The sequence below is a fragment of the Pseudomonas sp. CFBP13508 genome (assembly GCF_005233515.1).
GTDB classification, from domain to species: domain Bacteria; phylum Pseudomonadota; class Gammaproteobacteria; order Pseudomonadales; family Pseudomonadaceae; genus Aquipseudomonas; species Aquipseudomonas mercuritolerans.
In genome coordinates, this window is record NZ_QFZZ01000006.1 from 44,260 (window position 1) to 58,198 (window position 13,939).

General features: G+C 55.6%; 13 protein-coding genes and 2 pseudogenes. 4 read left to right on the top strand and 11 right to left on the bottom strand.

All coding sequences use genetic code 11. The features are described 5' to 3' along the window. The first annotated feature begins 209 nt into the window (after positions 1 to 209). The 3 genes from PspCFBP13508_RS17405 (at position 210) to PspCFBP13508_RS17415 (ending at position 1,843) form a co-directional block, all read left to right on the top strand. Positions 210 to 395 (top strand): hypothetical protein, encoded by a 186-nt coding sequence (locus PspCFBP13508_RS17405; protein ID WP_016771524.1) that lies wholly within the window; start codon positions 210 to 212, stop codon positions 393 to 395. A 303-nt stretch (positions 396 to 698) separates the two neighbouring features. Next, positions 699 to 1,280, top strand: a complete 582-nt coding sequence (locus PspCFBP13508_RS17410; protein ID WP_137215227.1) for a ComF family protein — start codon at positions 699 to 701, stop codon at positions 1,278 to 1,280. A 5-nt stretch (positions 1,281 to 1,285) separates the two neighbouring features. Then, a complete protein-coding gene (locus tag PspCFBP13508_RS17415; protein WP_042606925.1) occupies positions 1,286 to 1,843 on the top strand; it encodes a hypothetical protein in 558 nt (185 codons plus the stop codon). A gap of 173 nt (positions 1,844 to 2,016) precedes the next feature. Here PspCFBP13508_RS17415 and PspCFBP13508_RS17420 read toward each other — a convergent pair whose 3' ends face one another. From PspCFBP13508_RS17420 to ydcS, 5 genes are all read right to left on the bottom strand, one after another. Next, positions 2,017 to 3,441 (bottom strand): gamma-aminobutyraldehyde dehydrogenase, encoded by a 1,425-nt coding sequence (locus PspCFBP13508_RS17420; protein WP_137215228.1) that lies wholly within the window; start codon positions 3,439 to 3,441, stop codon positions 2,017 to 2,019. Positions 3,442 to 3,602: 161 nt separating this feature from the next. Beyond that, positions 3,603 to 4,427: an ABC transporter permease gene (locus tag PspCFBP13508_RS17425; protein WP_130912399.1), complete on the bottom strand. Its 825-nt coding sequence runs from the start codon at positions 4,425 to 4,427 to the stop codon at positions 3,603 to 3,605. Then, positions 4,417 to 5,352 (bottom strand): ABC transporter permease, encoded by a 936-nt coding sequence (locus PspCFBP13508_RS17430; protein ID WP_137215229.1) that lies wholly within the window; start codon positions 5,350 to 5,352, stop codon positions 4,417 to 4,419. Before PspCFBP13508_RS17430 ends, PspCFBP13508_RS17425 begins: the two co-directional genes overlap by 11 nt. A gap of 1 nt (position 5,353) precedes the next feature. After that, the gene (locus PspCFBP13508_RS17435; protein ID WP_137215230.1) at positions 5,354 to 6,391 is read right to left on the bottom strand and encodes an ABC transporter ATP-binding protein; all 1,038 of its coding nucleotides are present in this window, start codon (positions 6,389 to 6,391) and stop codon (positions 5,354 to 5,356) included. A 147-nt stretch (positions 6,392 to 6,538) separates the two neighbouring features. Further along, complete coding sequence (ydcS, locus tag PspCFBP13508_RS17440; RefSeq protein WP_137215231.1) at positions 6,539 to 7,690, bottom strand: putative ABC transporter substrate-binding protein YdcS; 1,152 nt, start codon at positions 7,688 to 7,690, stop codon at positions 6,539 to 6,541. Between the two features lie 295 nt (positions 7,691 to 7,985). Here ydcS and PspCFBP13508_RS17445 point away from each other — a divergent pair, with 295 nt between their 5' ends. Further along, positions 7,986 to 8,708, top strand: a complete 723-nt coding sequence (locus PspCFBP13508_RS17445; RefSeq protein WP_136492019.1) for a tellurite resistance TerB family protein — start codon at positions 7,986 to 7,988, stop codon at positions 8,706 to 8,708. 124 nt (positions 8,709 to 8,832) lie between these two features. Here PspCFBP13508_RS17445 and PspCFBP13508_RS17450 read toward each other — a convergent pair whose 3' ends face one another. The 6 genes and pseudogenes from PspCFBP13508_RS17450 to PspCFBP13508_RS17475 all read right to left on the bottom strand — a co-directional run. Next, positions 8,833 to 9,177, bottom strand: coding sequence for a hypothetical protein (locus PspCFBP13508_RS17450; protein WP_137215232.1), 345 nt, complete (start codon positions 9,175 to 9,177; stop codon positions 8,833 to 8,835). Positions 9,178 to 9,275: 98 nt separating this feature from the next. Further along, positions 9,276 to 9,572, bottom strand: a complete 297-nt coding sequence (locus PspCFBP13508_RS17455; protein WP_137215233.1) for a barstar family protein — start codon at positions 9,570 to 9,572, stop codon at positions 9,276 to 9,278. A 5-nt stretch (positions 9,573 to 9,577) separates the two neighbouring features. Beyond that, positions 9,578 to 9,787: pseudogene (locus tag PspCFBP13508_RS17460) on the bottom strand (ribonuclease domain-containing protein); the annotation flags it as partial. Positions 9,788 to 9,949: 162 nt separating this feature from the next. Then, entirely contained in the window at positions 9,950 to 11,173 is a 1,224-nt protein-coding gene (locus PspCFBP13508_RS17465) for a hypothetical protein (protein ID WP_241669529.1), read from the bottom strand. After that, entirely contained in the window at positions 11,174 to 11,464 is a 291-nt protein-coding gene (locus PspCFBP13508_RS17470) for a hypothetical protein (RefSeq protein WP_041478181.1), read from the bottom strand. After that, positions 11,464 to 13,841, bottom strand: a pseudogene (locus tag PspCFBP13508_RS17475) (RHS repeat-associated core domain-containing protein); the annotation flags it as partial. The pseudogene PspCFBP13508_RS17475 and the gene PspCFBP13508_RS17470, both read right to left, overlap by 1 nt. Positions 13,842 to 13,939 lie beyond the last annotated feature (98 nt).

Below are 13,939 nucleotides of genomic sequence, written 5' to 3' on the forward strand. Positions count from 1 at the left end.
TTTCTGACAGGGCTATCTGATTTAGAGGGCATATCTGCTTTTTTCGATTAATTACTCTAAAAACCACTTTTCAACGCCGATTTAATTCCTATTCTATGAGCAAGACCGGATACAAGCCTTCGTGCCGGCGGGGCACACGACGCTGCTCGAAGAGGCAGGGCGATGTGAGGTTCAGCAGTTTCTTGACTCAATAGAGAAGGACATCGTCCATGGCGAAAATACAGGGCATCACCGAAATGTTGGGCATCTTCCCTTGCTTGGGCGGCGGGCGCAGAAGACGCCGTCTCAATTCCGAGGAATTGAAGCTGGTGGAACGTTATCGAGAGCTATCGGAAAGCGACCGGATCGCCATGCGCTATCTGGTGGATGCGATGCGGAGTGTTTCGCGGTTTTAACACTGAAGCAGGCACCCTGAAAGCGATTTGGCTTACACGGTGGACAGATAAATCAACCTTACCTGTGGCGAGGGAGTTTGCTCCCTTGCCACAGTTTTTTAGCAGCAACTGGATGATGTTGTAGGAGATGAGAGTTTTTCAGGAAGGTCGTATCTGTAGGAAATGCCTGTTTTTGTGCAGGCATCAGCGTGACCACCCCTAGCCGGTGTTTTTTCCGTTATTTGTTTGATCTTACGCGTCGCTGCAGATGCCCGGCCCTTGGTTTCAGGGCTAAAGAGATTGTTACGAATAACGGAGAATTCAATGAAGGTGTCTCTCAAGCAGATCAATGGCCCTTGGGATCAGGGCTGGGTGCTGGACAAACACATGGTAAGTAGTACCTTTCTCGGCAACGATGATCGCGGACACGCATGTTTCGATAATCAGCGTACCGAGATCGGTGAGGCGACCTACCGGCTCAAGTACCAGAAGGATTGGAACCAGGTCGGCCCACTTGCTCAAGCGGTAGCGACAAACGTGTTCCCAAAACTGGATCAGGTAGGTTTCGTAGTGCCTATGCCAGCTTCGAATATTCGTCAGCGCCAACCGGTAACCGAGGTCGCATTGGCGTTGGGACGAATCATCGGGCGACCGGTTTTCTCGGATTTGCTCCGAAAGGCGGCTACGGGGAAATCGTTGAAGGATCTGCATTCCAAAGCAGACAAGGTTGCAGCGATTGGAAACAGTTTTAGCGTCAATGACGAAATCACTACTGACGGGCGCTGGAATGTTTTGGTGGTAGATGATTTGTTTGATAGCGGCGCGTCGATGGACGCGGCCTGCGCCGTTTTACGTAAATATCCAAAGGTCGGAAAGATTTACGTAGCGGCACTTACCTGGAAATGAACTCAATGACCACTGTATTTATTGCTGGCTCTATCAACATCAAGAACCTTGATCCAAAGGTTAAAGAGCGCATCAATAATATCGTTGCGTCTGATTTTGAGGTGGTGGTGGGTGATGCGGGTGGCGCTGATAGCTCCATTCAGGAGTACCTGCTGAGTCTCGAAGCTTCCAGAACAACGGTGTTCTGCAGCGGCTCGGTGCCCAGGAATAACCTTGGGCAGTGGCCCGCCAGGCCCGTGGCCTCAAAACATACCAAAGGATCAAGAGCCTTTTTCACCGAAAAAGACGTGGTCATGGCCGAAGCGGCTGACTATGGCTTGATGATCTGGGATGCAAAGAGTACCGGTACGCTCAGCAATGTGATCGAACTGTTATCCAGAAAAAAGAAGTCGCTTGTATTCGTCAACAAGGAAAAGCAATTCAAAGTGGTTGGAGATGTCAGCCAGCTCGAGGAGTTGATTGCAGTCATGTCCGATCACGCCAGGCAAAAAGCCAATGAAAAAATCAGGCTGTTCGATCGTATATCCTTGCTGAAACACGATCAGGCAGAGCTTTTGTTTTGATGATGCTTTCCGGGGGGTGATGGCCCCTGAACTTGTTCATGCGGGCCCAGGAAAGTGGTGCATTGAGCCGGTTTCCGTTCTGGAGCCGAGGTGACACTTTCGCGAGCAGGCTCGCTCCCACAGGAAATAGAGATCAAATGTGGGGGCGAGCCTGCTCGCGAAGGTTCTGGATCCTAGTGCTTGAACATCACATGCCGAACCGTGGTGTAGTCCTCCAGCCCGAACATGGACATGTCCTTGCCGTAGCCGGACAGTTTCTGGCCGCCATGGGGCATTTCGCTGACGAGCATGAAGTGCGTATTCACCCATGTGCAGCCGTACTGCAAGCGCGCCGACAGACGATGCGCGCGTCCCACATCGCAGGTCCACACGGATGACGCCAGACCGTAGTCCGAATCGTTGGCCCACTCCAGCGCCTGTGCTTCATCGGTAAATTTCGTCACTGAAACCACCGGCCCGAATACTTCACGGCGGACGATTTCGTCATCCTGCTGCGCGTCGGCCAATACGGTTGGTTCGAAGAAGAAACCATCGCCGTCGACCGATTTGCCGCCGGTGATCAGGCGAATGTGCGGTTGTGCCACGGCGCGTTCGACGAACCCGGCAACACGGTCGCGATGTTGCGCGGTGATCAATGGGCCGAGTTCGGTCGACGGATCGTCCTGCAAGCCGTACTTGATACTGCTGACCGCCGCGCCGAGCTTTTCGACGAACGCGTCGTAGATGCCTTGCTGCGCGTAGATCCGGCACGCAGCGGTGCAATCCTGCCCGGCGTTGTAGAAGCCGAACGTACGTATACCTTCCACTGCCGCGTCGATATCGGCATCGTCAAAGATGATCACCGGCGCCTTGCCGCCGAGTTCCATGTGCATGCGTTTGACGCTATCGGCGGTGCTGGAAATGATGTTGGCGCCCGTGGCGATCGAACCGGTCAGGGAAACCATGCGCACTTTCGGATGGTTCACCAGTGGACTGCCCACCGTAGGACCGCGCCCGAATACCAGATTGAGCACGCCGGCCGGGAAGATTTCCGACGCCAGTTCGGCCAGGCGCAACGCGGTCAGCGGAGTTTGTTCCGACGGTTTGAGCACCACGGTATTACCGGCAGCCAACGCCGGAGCGATTTTCCAGGCGACCATCATCAGCGGGTAGTTCCACGGTGCGATCGAGGCGATCACGCCGACCGGATCGCGACGGATCATCGAGGTGTGGCCGGGCAAGTATTCGCCAGCGGCCGAACCGCCCATGCAACGACTGGCGCCGGCGAAGAAGCGGAACACGTCGGCAATCGCCGGAATCTCGTCGTTGAGCGCGGCGCTGTAAGGTTTGCCGCAGTTGTCGGATTCCAGCTTCGCCAGTTCCTCGCCGTGGGCTTCGATGGCATCGGCGAGTTTGAGCAGCAGCAGCGAGCGGTCTTTCGGCGCGGTTTGTGACCACTCGGCGAAGGCCTTGTCGGCGGCACGCACGGCGGCATCGACCTGGGCTTCGCTGGCTTCGTTGATCTCCACCAGTATTTCGCCCCGCGCAGGATTGAGCACCGGTTGCGCCGGGCCTTCGCCGTCGATCAGTTGGCCGTTGATCAAGAGTCTGGTTTGCATTTCATTAGCCCTCGCTAACACTTTTGTTTTTCTGTCGAAACCGAATCCACCTGTAGGAGCCGCCGAAGGCTGCGATCTTTTGATGTTGCTTTGAAGATCAAGATCAAAAGATCGCAGCCTTCGGCAGCTCCTACGGGGATCTGGTTTCTTCAGTCATTTGGTTATTTCCCGCCACTCCCAGCCACACTCTCGCCCCCGCGCGTCAGGTAATACGCGCCGAGAATCGGCACCATTGTCACGATCATTACCAGCATTGCGACAACGTTGGTCACCGGCACATCCCGTGGGCGACTGAGCTGATTAAGCAGCCACAGCGGCAACGTGCGTTCATGCCCGGCGGTGAATGTGGTGACGATGATTTCGTCGAACGACAACGCAAACGCCAGCATGCCACCCGCGAGCAACGCCGAGCCGAGGTTCGGCAGGATGATGTAGCGGAAGGTCTGCCAGCCGTCGGCGCCGAGATCCATCGACGCTTCGATCAGACTGTGTGAAGTGCGGCGCAGGCGGGCGATAACGTTGTTGTAGACGATCACCACGCAGAAGGTCGCGTGGCCGACGATGATGGTGAACATCCCCGGCTCGATGCCCAGCGACTTGAACGTCGCCAGCAAGGCGATCCCGGTGATGATCCCCGGCAACGCGATCGGCAAAATCAGCATCAACGATATGCCTTGCTTGCCGAAGAAATCGCGCCGGTATAACGCGGCCGACGCGAGTGTGCCGAGCACCATGGCGATCAACGTGGCGATGGCTGCGATCTGCAATGACAGCTTGATCGCCTCCAGCACGTCCGGCCGGGAAAACGCCACGCTGAACCAGTGCAGCGTGAAGCCCTTCGGCGGAAAACTGAAGGCCGCGTCTTCGGTGTTGAAGGCGTAGAGGAAGATGATCAGGATCGGGAAGTGCAGAAACACCAGCCCGCCCCAGGCTGCGATGCGCAAACCTATAGAAGCACGCCCTTGGGATGAAGAGTCAGAGCGCATCGAAAGCCCCCAGACGTTTGACGATGGCCAGGTAAACCGCAATCAGCACGATCGGCACCAGCGTAAACGCCGCCGCCATTGGCATATTGCCGATTGCTCCTTGCTGCGCGTACACCATGCTGCCAATGAAGTAGCCCGGCGGGCCGATCAGTTGCGGCACGATGAAGTCGCCCAGGGTCAGCGAAAAAGTGAAGATCGAACCCGCTGCAATCCCCGGAATCGACAAAGGCAAGATCACTTGCATAAAGGTCTGACGCGGCTTGGCGCCCAAGTCGGCAGACGCCTGCAACAGCGACGGCGGCAAGCGCTCCAGCGAGGCCTGGATCGGCAGGATCATGAACGGCAGCCAGATATAGACGAACACCATGAACCGCCCCAGATGCGAGGTCGACAGTGTGCTGCCGCCGACACCGGGAATCCCCAGAACCCACTGCAACAGCGGCTCCAGCCCCAGGTGCTGAACGAACCATTGCGCCACGCCGCCCTTGGCCAGCAGCAGCGTCCACGCGTAAGCCTTGACGATGTAACTGGCCCACATCGGCAACATCACCGCGATGTAGAAAAACGCCTTGGTCTTGCCCGTGGTATAGCGCGCCATGTAGTAGGCGATCGGGAATGCAACGATGGCGCTGGCGATCGAGACGACGATCGCCATGCTCAGCGTGCGCAGGATGATGTCGAAGTTCGACGGCTGGAACAGCGCGGCAAAATTGGCCAGCGTCAGGTCCGGCGTGACTGCCATGGTGAAGTCGTCGAAGGTGTAGAAACCCTGCCACAACAGCATCAGCAACGAGCCGAGATAGATCGCGCCGAACCACAGCAGCGGCGGCACCAGCAGCATCGACAGATACAGGTTGGGCTTGCGATAGAGCAGGTTGGAAAACCTGCGCAGCGGTGGTGACGAAGTCATCGCGAGGGCGCTCATGTCACACCTCGCTCGCCACGTTGTCACGCAGTTCAACCATCGCTTCCCGCGCCCAGCGCGCACTCAGTCGCTGCCCGGTCTGATGTTGCGCGCTGCTGTCGAACCATTGATTGTTGGCGTGGCTGATGCTCAGGTTCTGGCCGTTTTCGAGCTTCAGTTCATAGCGCGTGGCGCTGCCCTGATACTGGATGTCGTGGAGCAGGCCGCTGACTTCGATTTCATCACTGGCGAGCGGGCCATCGGCGAAACGCACGTGTTCCGGACGGATCGAAAACGCTTGCGAATGACCGCTGATGTGCAGCGCCAGATCGCCTCGGATCACGTTCGACGTGCCGACGAATTCAGCGACGAAAGTGGTGGTCGGCTTCATGTACAGATTGCGCGGCGTGTCGACCTGTTCGATGCGGCCGTTGTTGAACACGGCGACGCGATCGGACATCGACAGCGCTTCGGTCTGATCATGGGTGACGAAGATGAAAGTGATGCCGAGCTGGCGTTGCAGCTTTTTCAGTTCGCTCTGCATCTGTTCGCGCAGTTTCAGATCCAGCGCGCCGAGCGGCTCATCGAGCAATAGCACACGCGGGCGATTGACCAGAGCGCGGGCGAGGGCGACGCGCTGACGCTGACCACCGGACAACTGCACCGGTTTGCGCGCGCCGTAACCACCGAGGGCGACCATGTCCAGGGCTTCTTCGGCACGTTTGTGACGTTCAGCCTTACCGACGCCTTTGACCTTCAAACCGTAGGCGACGTTATCAAGCACGTTCATGTGCGGGAACAGCGCGTAGTCCTGAAACACTGTGTTGACGTCACGTTGATATGGCGGCAAACCGGCCGCTTCGGCGCCGTGGATGCGGATCGATCCGGCGCTCGGTTGCTCAAAACCGGCAATCAGGCGCAGGCAAGTGGTTTTGCCCGAACCCGAGGGGCCGAGCATGGAAAAGAACTCGCCGTCCTCGATATCGATGGAAACCCGGTCAACGGCCTTCACCTCACCGAACTGCCGGGACACGTTGGTGAACTGGACTGCAAGTGGCATGGTGTGTTGCTCCCCAAAAGGCGAGGGCTGTCGCGCCTGCTCGGCCTTACTGCTGGAAAACCTGAATCTTAAGAGCTTCGCGAGCAGGCTCGCTCTCACAGGAGGAATACAATCCAATGTGGGAGCGAGCCTGCTCGCGAAGAGGGTTTAACGGCCGCCCATGATCGCAATGTAATCCTGCGTCCAGCGGCTATACGGCACGAACTTGCCGCCCTCAGCCTGCGGGGTCTTCCAGAAAGCGATCTTGTCGAACTGATCAAAACCATTGGTCTTGCAGCCCTCAGCACCGAGCAACTCGCTTTCCTTGCACGCTGCTGGCACCGCCGGCAACGAACCAAACCACGCCGCCACATCACCCTGGACCTTGGGCTTCAGCGACCAGTCCATCCACTTGTACGCGCAGTTCGGATGCTTGGCCTCAGTGTGCAGCATGGTGGTGTCGGCCCAGCCGGTGGCGCCTTCTTTGGGGATAGTCGAGGCGATCGGCTGTTTCTCGTTGATCAGGCCGTTGACCTGATACGGCCAGGCGCTGGATGCGACCACACCTTCGTTTTTGAAATCGCTCATCTGCACCGTGGTGTCGTGCCAGTAGCGGTGAATCAGCGGCTGCTGCGCGCGCAATAGATCGAGCACGGCTTTGTACTGCGCTTCGGTAAGCTGATACGGGTCGTCGATGCCCAGTTCCGGCCTGGCGGTCTTCAGATACAAGGCTGCGTCGGCAATATAGATCGGCCCGTCATACGCCTGCACACGACCCTTGTTCGGCTTGCCGTCGGGAAAATTCTGCGCGTCGAACAACACGTTCCAACTGGTCGGCGGTGTCTTGAACACGTTGGTGTTGTACATCAACACGTTCGGACCCCACTGGTACGGTGTGCCGTAAGTCTGGCTGTTGACCACGTACCACGGCGCATCCTTGAGGCGCGGGTCGAGGGTGTTCCAGCTCGGGATCAACGCGGTATTGATCGGTTGCACACGCTTGCCGGCGATCAAGCGCAGCGACGCATCACCGGACGCAGTGACCAGGTCATACCCGCCCTTGGCCATCAGGCTGACCATTTCATCGGAGGTCGCCGCTGTCTTGACGTTGACCTTGCAGCCGGTTTCCTTCTCGAAACCGCTGACCCAGTCGTAGGCCTTGTCGCTCTCGCCACGTTCGATGTAACCCGGCCACGCCACGATATCCAGCTGACCTTCGCCAGCGCCGACAGCCTTCAACGGCTCGGCGGCCTGCAAACTGGCGCTGGCCAGCAGCGCCGTGGTGATTGCACTGAGCAGTGCGGTCTTGTGCACGAACATGGTTGATCCCTCTTTTTCATATTATGGTCGGGGCAGTTGTGAACGCGGTGCAGCATGCCGTTGGCGGCTTGTTATCAGCGTAGTCAGAAGGCCGAAGCGGGGCGGGCGAATCTCGATTACGACGGCGGATATTTTTTCGCTGGGCTGAAGTGTAGATCGGTTTTTCCAAGGACAACTGCACACTTCAATCCGGAGCGCGAGCAACATCTGGAAGCACACTCGCGGGGCGGGTCCGGGCACTTTCGAACTAGGCTGAGGGCCTTAGATCCGGATAACCCTTTTTTGGAGACGGAACATGAACACCCGTGGATTGCTCGATCAACTGCTCAAGTCCGGGCAGGAAATGCTGCAGAACAAGACTGGCGGCGCTTCCAGCAAATCGGCTGCCAGCGGGCTTGGCGGCTTGCTCGGTGGCTCGTCTGGCTCCAGCGGCCTCGGCGGCCTGCTCTCCGGCGCGGGTGGCGGCGCATTGGCCGCAGGCGCGATGGGCCTGCTGCTCGGCAATAAAAAGGTCCGCAAGGTCGGCGGCAAAGTCGCGATCTACGGCGGCCTCGCTGCGCTGGGCGTACTGGCTTACAAGGCTTACGGCAACTACAACGCCCAAAAAGGCAGCGCACCCCAACGCGAACCGCAAACCCTCGACCGCCTGCCACCCGCTCAAGTCGAGCAGCACAGCCAGGCAATCCTCAAAGCCCTGGTCGCCGCCGCCAAAGCCGACGGCCACATCGACGAGCGCGAGCGCGAACTGATCGAAGGCGAATTCACAAAACTCGACAACGACCAGGAACTGCAACACTGGCTCCACGCCGAACTCAACAAACCCCTCGACCCCACCGACGTCGCCCGCGCGGCGAGCACGCCGGAAATGGCGGCGGAGATGTACATCGCCAGTGTGATGCTGGTGGATGAGGAGAATTTTATGGAGAAGAGCTATCTGGATGAACTGGCGCGGCAGTTGAAGCTGGAGCCGGGGTTGAAGGTGGAGTTGGAGAGGCAGGTGCGGTTGGCGGCCGATTGATTCTATGGTGTGAGAAATCGCAGTGTTGTGCTGCGATTTTTCCTGAGTCGCCTAATGACGCTTCAATGAAGATTGATCTTGGAAAGCTGTTTTAAATCTGTTCCATTCTTGAGCAGCGATGGACTCAAGCCTCCATCATGAACTCTTCAATTTTTTCAATAAATTCGATTTTGCTTTTGGTCCTGAATTCAGATAGAAAAATTTCGGAGTTTTTAATCGGATTACCTCTTCTATCGTATTCGATCGTTAGCATGTCGATCACAAACTCTCCGTCGGGATCCCCTTCGGGCTCGACTCTCGTGTCAAAGCAATGGCCGGTACTCTGGCGGACTCCCCCGATCAGTACCGAACTAGAGAACCAGTTGCAAGTCTCCGGTGTCAGCTCCACCTCAAACAAATTGTTGATTGTTATTGTCCAGCCGCTTGGTATTCTGATAGGTTGGAGCTTGTATTCGAGTTTTGATCTCATTGGGTCTCTTCAAATCTTTGTATTCGTGAATACTTTGCTCTGATCATTCAAACGATAATCGTGCTCACTGCAGCGTTGAATAAATGCGCTGGCAAGTATCAATTTTTGTACTTTAATTTGTATTCAAATTTTTCATCTAAGCCCAGGGATATGTCCTGATTTTTTGTTCGCTCGAATATAGATATTATTTTTTTAAACGTTTCACCCATGCTTTGTTCAGATTCTTTCGAATTTTTCCATACTATTTCAATCGGACGCTCCACGTCCGTACTGAGCAAATCCCAAAGAGAATTTAGGTTGTTTCCATAGTACTCAGCCACGGAAAATGCAGAAGCTATACGCTTGTGGAAATCTTGCTCGGAAGAAATGGATAGGCCGTCAAGTTCAATTATCATTTAGGTTATTTCCACTTTCCTATTGGGCTGACAGTTTCATAATGATCACTGGTGATATCTAGCAGGCCATCATTCGAATAGAGCAGCCTGGTTCCAGGTTGGTTGCTCCGTGACATAGTGCTGCTTAGTCCGACGTCGGCCTCATACCAAGTTCGGCCAGAGGCGGATGGGAGAACATTTGTATCAATGTAGAAAATATCTCCACCTATTTGTCCACCGGGAACGCTGTTGTTAACTGCGTTAGCCGGCTTTCATCCGCTCTGAGCAGCCTGAGCCTTAAGAAAAGGGGACGAATTATATTTAGTTTGAAGAAATAACTCTGTCCTCTTTTACTAAAGACTAAGCGACCACATAATCGCTCTGTCTTCAGAGATGAATTAGACCTCCTGCCGCCATGCGGAAAACGTGATCACTGTGCCGGCTTCTTTTCTATTGGTGATTTCTATTTTATAGGTACCACCATTGATGCGGCCTTCAACGAGCGCTTTGCGCTCGTTGCCGCTGACTTCGGCGTCCTGCGCATGTTGCTGATAGAAGTCGATAACATCCGCGTATTCGGTAAAAGTCCTGAGAATGACCTCATATTCATGCTGAGGGCGTCCGGCTATTTTGTCCCAGTCACCGTCAATTGACGTGCCCTCCATACCCGGTGTCGTAAAGACACCGTGAGCGCCGGCGCCAATCAAGTGAGCTCGCTGCGGAAGCAACGGCAGCATCGCTTTTGGAAAATCGGAAGGTAATTGAGCCGCAGTCCAGGCTCCTTGTTTCGGCTGAGTCACGATGTACTCAACGTGGGCAATCTTCTGCGCAGCGGCTCGGCGTTCTGGATCGTCACTCTCCGCCCACAGCGCCATCATAGGGGGCAACTGCTTACTCCAGGGGATCAAAGAGTCAGCGTCAGCCTTTTTGGCGCCTTCTGGCTGGAAAATGGTCAGCACTGTTTCCGGCGCATCATTACAAGTCAATGCTTCCTCACGAGACTTGACGGTGCAGTGGCCATTGACCAGTCCTACGGCGAGCAGTTGCCCCTTGTCGTCCAGCAGCAATGCGCCGCGCTCGAATCCGTTGTTACCGTCGTCCATGGCGGTGATCATTTTTCTGCCGGGAGGCACTCCATCAACAAACGTCGCCATTTCCGAATCGAGCGCTTCAAGAACCTGCTGCACGATCATCGTATTGTCATTGGTGTAACTTCCGGTTTGGTAGCCAAGAAAATCAACGAGTGCAGAGCGAACCGCCGGGTCTTGGTTGAGCTTGTGAGCCCGTTCTGGACTGGCTTCGTTTGTAAGCAACAAGACAGTTGTGCCGTCGGGATGTTGTTCGGATCGTAGTGACAGCGCGCTTGCGCTTAGGGAGAAGGTAAATGCTAGAAGCAAGGAGAGAGTGCGGCTCAAGTGTTTCAAGATAACAGTCCTTTGATTATTTAATCCATGAGAGTGGTCGCAGAGATTTGATCTGGTGATTATGCGTTGAGCATAAGTTTTCTGTTTTTCATTATTCTTGAATGGAGAGTTTAAGTTGACAGTCGCCTTGAAGGTTTCAGTGACGTGTTTTTCACGCATATCAGGCGGCCCAGCAGATTTCTTCGTACAGCTAATCATTCAAGGCTTCCAGAATTCAATTCCCTCCACATGACGCTCTATGTCATCCATGTCATCCTCGCCAAGAGTTGAGTCAAAGTTTTTGCTGATAATTGTTCTGATTTTTGCTAGTCGCTGAGTTACGTTTTCATTGTCAATGAACTCGGTTGTAGCTTTTCGATATTCTTCAACCGGTTTGTCGCTATAGTAACTTCCCATTTTATGTAGAGAAATCATGATGAATTCAATATTTGCGAGTGCTTCCAGAGCATCTTCGCCAGTCAGTATGATTTTCTTGTTTTTTTCTAACATTATTTTCTCCGAGTAAAAGTTGGGTTCTCTAATTTTAAGTTTCCTTTAATGGTCAGCTCCATAGTTCCATACCTAGGGTTTTTAACCCATTCGAGCTGCGAGTCAGGTACGTCTGTCTCAATGTAGTCCCGGCCGCGGCCTCTGCCAATTTGGTATTTTTCTTCAGCATCAAGCTGGCTCAGCGGCTTCTTGTTGGCGGGTTCAACGTAAACACGATTGTTATCCTGAGCTTGGATTACACCATCGCTTTCGATACCAGTAGAGCCTTTTCTGTTGGTGTAGTGCCGGACACGAGTAGTACTTTCTCCGCGAGGGACGGGGGAAGGTGCCGCTGGTTCGCCTTCGTTGACCTTGGCTTTTTCGGAAGGGTTACCGATATCGCCCCTAGATTTAGCTTTCTTCTGTGGACATTCGCTACTCAACCCCAAAGGATCCACCCACCCCGTAGGGTTAGGCACGTACTGGTAGCTGTTCAACCCGCCCGCAAGCTTGATCGGATCCGGCGTCAAGAACCGTCCAGTCCCCGGATTGTAGTAGCGGTGGCGGTTGTAATGTAACCTTGTCTCGGCGTCGAAATACTGCCCTTGAAAACGCAGCGGATTATCGATTTCGCTCACATCCAGCGCTGCGAGGTTGCCGTAGGCGCGGTACTTCGCCGACCACATGATTTCGCCGCTGTAGTCGGTGAGTTCCTGCGGTGTGCCGAGGTGGTCGAGTTGGTAGTAGAACGGGGCCGCTTTTAGCGGGCCTTCGCCGTCGAGCATTGCCAACGGGCGGAAGCTGCCCGGCTCGTAGATGTAGCTGCGATAGCGATTTTCTGCGCTTTCGGCGATCAATCGCTCGCCTTGCCAGAGAAATTCAGTGGTGTGGCCGTCGACGGTTTTCTCGATGCGGCGGCCGAAGGCGTCGTATTTGTAGGATGCGGTGCTGCCACCCGGCAGGCTGACGCCGATCAGGCGGTGCTGGCAGTCGTAGCGGTACTCGGTGACGAGCTTTTGGCCGGTGCCGCGACGCTCGCGGATCAGGTTGCCGTAGGCGTCGTAATCGTAATGGCGGTCGCCTTGCATCAGTAGGCGGTTGCCTTTGACGTTTGCGAGGTTCGCAACGGGCAGGTCATTTTGTCCGAGGAGGTTGCCTGCCGGGTCGTGAGCGAAGCTCTCTGGCATGGCGCCGCGTACGCTGATCAGTCGGTCGAGTGGATCGTAGTGATAGCTGCGGTTGCCTTTGCGGCTGTCGTCGATTCCGGCGAGGTTGCCGTTGGCGTCGTAGTTGTAGCGACGCTGGAACAGGTGTTTTTCCCGCTGGCTGACGCTGTGCGCTTGCAGTCGGCCCTGTTCATCGTATTGGTATTGGCTGAGCAGCAGGCCTTGTTGGCGCTGTTGTTCGCGACCAGCGCTGAATTGGTGGCTAGTCAGGCGAGAGCCGTTGAGGTCGATGCTGCTCAGCCGTCCACCGGACAAATGACGGTAATCGAGCGTGCAGCCATCGGGCAGACGGCAGTGGCTGAGCTGACCGACTTTGTCGTAAGCGTAACGCGTGGTGCCCCAGCCCTGATGTTCGGTGATCAAGCGATCTTGCACGTCGTATTCATAAGCGAGCGGCCAATGGCTGTCGTCGACGTTTACCAGGCGACCGAGTGCGTCGTAGCTGTAATGAATCTCTTCGCCATCGGGCAGCGTCTTGACCAGCAAACGGCCTGCGGCATCGCGCTGGTATTCGGTGACCAGTTCGCTACCGTCATCACCGAACTCGGTTTTCTTCAGCAGTTGGCCGTTGAGGTCGTATTCGTACGCGGTGCGGCGGCCGTCGAAGCCAGTTTCCTGCTGGATCAGGCCGTTCGGGTAGTAATCGAGTTGATAGCGTTCGCCGCGCTCGTTTTCGATCTCGGTGAGGTTGAGTTGCGAGTTGTCGTAGCGGTAGCGCAGTTGGCTGCCGTCGGGGTTGATGCGGCGGCTGACGAGGTGCAGGTTGTCGGCGTATTCGTAGCGGGTGATACGACCCAGTTCATCGCGTTCGGCGGTGAGATTGCCATAGGCGTTATAAGTGAACGCTCGGGTTGCACCGCCTGGTAGCGTGACTTGAGCGAGGCGATTGGCGGTGTCCCATTGGTAATGGGTAATCGCGCCTGACTCTTCCTGGCGGGTGATCTGCCTACCCAGTGCGTCGTAGCGGTACTTGCGTTGACCGCCATCAGGCAGGCGCTCTTCCAATAGCTGGCCGAGATTGTTCCAGCCCAACTGATGGCGGCTGCCGTCCGAATGACGGATTTCCAGCAGACGACCCTGAGGCCATAGCTGTAGTGGGTGGTGTTGCCGTCCGGATCTGTCTGCTGTGTGATATCGCCCTTAAGGTTGCGTTCGTATTTCCAATTGGCCTTGAAGGTTGAAACGGCTGATCAGCAGGTTGCTGGCGACCATGCCTGAGGTCTTGCTGATAGGGCGCAGGTGCGAATTTCGGAAACACCGCTTGGTCATT

Excerpts from the sequence above, each read along its gene's own strand:
- PspCFBP13508_RS17415 (WP_042606925.1), top strand. The coding sequence starts at position 1,286 with ATGACCACTGTATTTATTGCTGGCTCTATCAACATCAAGAACCTTGAT.
- PspCFBP13508_RS17430 (WP_137215229.1), bottom strand. The coding sequence starts at position 5,352 with ATGAGCGCCCTCGCGATGACTTCGTCACCACCGCTGCGCAGGTTTTCC.
- PspCFBP13508_RS17410 (WP_137215227.1), top strand. The coding sequence starts at position 699 with ATGAAGGTGTCTCTCAAGCAGATCAATGGCCCTTGGGATCAGGGCTGG.
- PspCFBP13508_RS17470 (WP_041478181.1), bottom strand. The coding sequence starts at position 11,464 with ATGTTAGAAAAAAACAAGAAAATCATACTGACTGGCGAAGATGCTCTG.
- PspCFBP13508_RS17465 (WP_241669529.1), bottom strand. The coding sequence starts at position 11,173 with ATGATTAGCTGTACGAAGAAATCTGCTGGGCCGCCTGATATGCGTGAA.
- PspCFBP13508_RS17445 (WP_136492019.1), top strand. The coding sequence starts at position 7,986 with ATGAACACCCGTGGATTGCTCGATCAACTGCTCAAGTCCGGGCAGGAA.
- PspCFBP13508_RS17450 (WP_137215232.1), bottom strand. The coding sequence starts at position 9,177 with ATGAGATCAAAACTCGAATACAAGCTCCAACCTATCAGAATACCAAGC.
- PspCFBP13508_RS17455 (WP_137215233.1), bottom strand. The coding sequence starts at position 9,572 with ATGATAATTGAACTTGACGGCCTATCCATTTCTTCCGAGCAAGATTTC.
- ydcS (WP_137215231.1), bottom strand. The coding sequence starts at position 7,690 with ATGTTCGTGCACAAGACCGCACTGCTCAGTGCAATCACCACGGCGCTG.
- PspCFBP13508_RS17435 (WP_137215230.1), bottom strand. The coding sequence starts at position 6,391 with ATGCCACTTGCAGTCCAGTTCACCAACGTGTCCCGGCAGTTCGGTGAG.
- PspCFBP13508_RS17405 (WP_016771524.1), top strand. The coding sequence starts at position 210 with ATGGCGAAAATACAGGGCATCACCGAAATGTTGGGCATCTTCCCTTGC.
- PspCFBP13508_RS17420 (WP_137215228.1), bottom strand. The coding sequence starts at position 3,441 with ATGCAAACCAGACTCTTGATCAACGGCCAACTGATCGACGGCGAAGGC.
- PspCFBP13508_RS17425 (WP_130912399.1), bottom strand. The coding sequence starts at position 4,427 with ATGCGCTCTGACTCTTCATCCCAAGGGCGTGCTTCTATAGGTTTGCGC.